The organism is Streptococcus danieliae (genome assembly GCF_009767945.1).
GTDB classification, from domain to species: Bacteria; Bacillota; Bacilli; order Lactobacillales; family Streptococcaceae; genus Streptococcus; species Streptococcus danieliae.
Genome location: NZ_WSRS01000122.1, coordinates 1 through 3,298 on the forward strand (window position 1 = coordinate 1; position 3,298 = coordinate 3,298).

2 protein-coding genes are annotated in these 3,298 nt (G+C 43.3%); both read right to left on the reverse strand.

All coding sequences use genetic code 11. The annotated features are described in order from the left end of the window. On the reverse strand, window positions 1-2,684 hold a 2,684-nt coding region (locus E5983_RS10060; RefSeq protein WP_160333462.1), incomplete at its 3' end, for a Rib/alpha-like domain-containing protein. A 473-nt stretch (window positions 2,685-3,157) separates the two neighbouring features. Continuing rightward, window positions 3,158-3,298, reverse strand: a 141-nt coding sequence (locus tag E5983_RS08805; RefSeq protein WP_202056349.1) for a transposase, incomplete at its 5' end; no start/stop codon positions are given.

Here is a 3,298-nt window from a genome sequence, read left to right on the forward strand (position 1 = left end):
TCTTGTAGATTCGCAATCGCAACCGTTGCTCTTGGTGTACCCCCTGGTCTCACCGTTTGTTCACGAGCCTCTGGAGTATACTTATCCGCATCTGGAGTGACGACTTTAACGGTTACCGGAACCTCATCACGAGTACCATCTGGATAAGTTACAACAACAACAGCTGACTTGTCTCCCTCACTTGAGGTATTGACAGGAGCCTTAAAGGCATACTGGGTGCCCTCAGGTAAGCTGCTCGCATTCTCAATGGAATTTACTGCTTGTGGAGTTTCATTCGGTTTGACCGTCTGCGTCTTCCCTGCTGGCGTATACTTGTCCGCATCTGGTGCAGCAACCTTAACAATTACTGGAACGTCTTCCTTGGAACCATCTGGATAAGTTACAACAACTGTTCCTTGCTTATCACCCTCAGTTGAGGTGTCAACAGGAGTTTTAAAGCCAACTTTGGTCCCTTGTGGAAGGTCTTGTAGATTCGCAATCGCAACCGTTGCTCTTGGTGTACCCCCTGGTCTCACCGTTTGTTCACGAGCCTCTGGAGTATACTTATCCGCATCTGGAGTGACGACTTTAACGGTTACCGGAACCTCATCACGAGTACCATCTGGATAGGTTACTACAACAACAGCTGACTTGTCTCCCTCACTTGAGGTATTGACAGGAGCCTTAAAGGCATACTGGGTCCCCTCAGGTAAGCTGCTCGCATTCTCAATGGAATTTACTGCTTGTGGAGTTTCATTCGGTTTAACCGTCTGCGTCTTCCCTGCTGGCGTATACTTGTCCGCATCTGGTGCAACAACCTTAACAATTACTGGAACTTCTTCACTGGACTTATCTGGATAGGTTACTACAACAACAGCCGATTTATTACCCTCAGTTGCGGTATCAACAGGACTCTTGAATCCAACCTGAGTTCCTTCTGGTAAATCTGCTAAATTCCCAATCGCAAGCGTCGCCCTCGGAGTCCCCCCTGGTCTCACTGTTTGCTCTTTCCCGACAGGTTCGTAAGTATCTTTATCAGCAGGCTTGGTCCCTCTCTTAATAACACGATCAACCGCATCCGTAACTTCCTCAGTCGGAGTATTCGCAGTTACTTCTCCCGTTGTGCTATTAACAGAGTAGGTTGTCGTGACAACTTTCCGACCTTCTTTTCCTTCCGTCACAACAACTTCAGGAGCATCAGCCTTCATAGTTGGATCATTCTGATAGACTGTCTTAAACGGAAGATTCGTTGTTTCTACCTTAGGCTTGGTTCCGACCTTAACCTGCTTCGATACCGGTTCGCGAACGACAACTGGTTCGCCTCGAGTCTCAACAGTCTCTCCTTGGGCATTCTTCGAAGTTGTTATTTTAACCGTCTGTTCTCCATTAACACCTTCACGAACTACAAGCTGTTTTCCAACGTCTTGACTATCATCCGCTTGGTATTCAGTTGAAAACGGAATCTCCTCGGTAACTGTCCTGTCCCTATTTTTATATTTTTTAAAGGCTGTTCCATCCAATGTAACAGTGGCACTAATGATATTTCGAATCGGAGTCGTACGATTCGCAGGATCAACTGGCTTATTATAAGTCGGAGAAAATGCTGTCGCAAAGTCAATCACAAAATGACCCCAAAAATCATCACGGTCTGGCCAAGGAGTTACCTTAGAAGTAAACTCTAATGTATTTTCTTGACCGATATTGGCTTTTACCGATGGAGAATAATATTTAGTAGTAGAATCGGTCTTAGAGGGAACTCCGGTAATTGTTTGGCCATTAAACAATACCGTCTTAGGCACCTCATAGGTTGCAGTTCCAGCAATACTAACCCCAACCGGGGCAGCAGGAGCTCTTCCACTTACTCGATTTGGAACGTATTTAACAACCCAACGAACAAGGTATGTACCGTCAGGTTCTGGACCATTTTCGGATACATAACCATCAAACGAAATAACCCGAGCTCCATAATCAGCAGCATCTCCTGAAGTGGTTTGTATCTGACGGAATAATTGGAAGATCCTTACTTCACCTTCCCGAGCGCCAGTTGATCGTAAAACAGAACGAAAACGACTTGCCTGTTCAGCTTTTTCTGATTTTTTCTCCAAGTCCTGAACAAGAGCCACATTCTCAGCATCTGTAGCTGTTACCTCAGAAACATTCTCTTCCTTCACAATAGGATGAGTCACTGTTTCTTTCTTAGTTTCAAATACACTATCAAACTTTGGAGCAGATTCTGAAACCTTTGGATTCTCCATCGATTTATTTTCAGATTCTACTACAGTTGAATGTGGCACTTCCGTTTCCCGAACCACTACCTCAGGAATTGACGAGATTGATTGATTCGTTTCTGCTGACTTCGATTTTTCAACAGAACTTTCTCCCATCTCCGGCTTCAAATCTGTAGTTTCCGAACTCGACTTCAAATCTGCAGCTTCCGAACTCGGCTTCACTTCAACAGTCTCTTGAGGTGAAGTCGACTCTAAAACAGCAGGTCCCACATATGTTTCACTCGCTGACTCCTCTATCGAATTTTCTTCTATAGCTGAATCTAGAGAAACAGTAGCTGTACTTTCCGTAGTCCCAATCTGTTCATCGGCAGATACACTTGTAGTACCATTCGCGAATACAGTTGCAAGTAATACGGAAGCAGCACCTAACTTATATTTTCGAATCGAAAATCTTTGTTTAGCATCTCCTCTATCCAATTCCTGTCTCCTTTATTGATTTTTTAATAATTTCTAGTATGCATTATACGTATAGAAATTTCATCTTATTATAACACATATACTGCCATATATCCATGAAATACAGACCATATTACCTCCACAACTTTGTCATTTATAAATATGAAAAACAAGAATCCCCTTTGGCATACAAGGGGTTAGAAACCTATCTTTGTGCTTCTTTATAGTCGTTTAGTTTATTACTGCGTTAGCTCGTCTTGCCGTACTTCTTTGAAACTTTCTTCGAAAGTTTTGTCACCAAGCTCAAAACCTCCCCCGTAGCTTTTGAGCTGTCTATGACTCGCTGCCTTGTACTAAAAGTAAACTAAAAGACTGTATCAGTTTCCAGGGATTTCACACAACTTGGCAAAGAACCACAAAAGAGGCTGGGACAAAAGTCTCATAAAGCCTAAAAAGGAGAGATTCATCTGCTGAAATGAGTCTCTCCTTTTCTTTTAGAATCTCCTCTTCCTATATTTGAGGAGATTATTGGCCATGAGAACCAATCCCATGTCAATTTTTACTTGTCGTTTTCCTCGTAGGTTACAACGTTTGTAACCTAAACAAGCCTTTACCTGTCCAAAGACAGGTTCCAC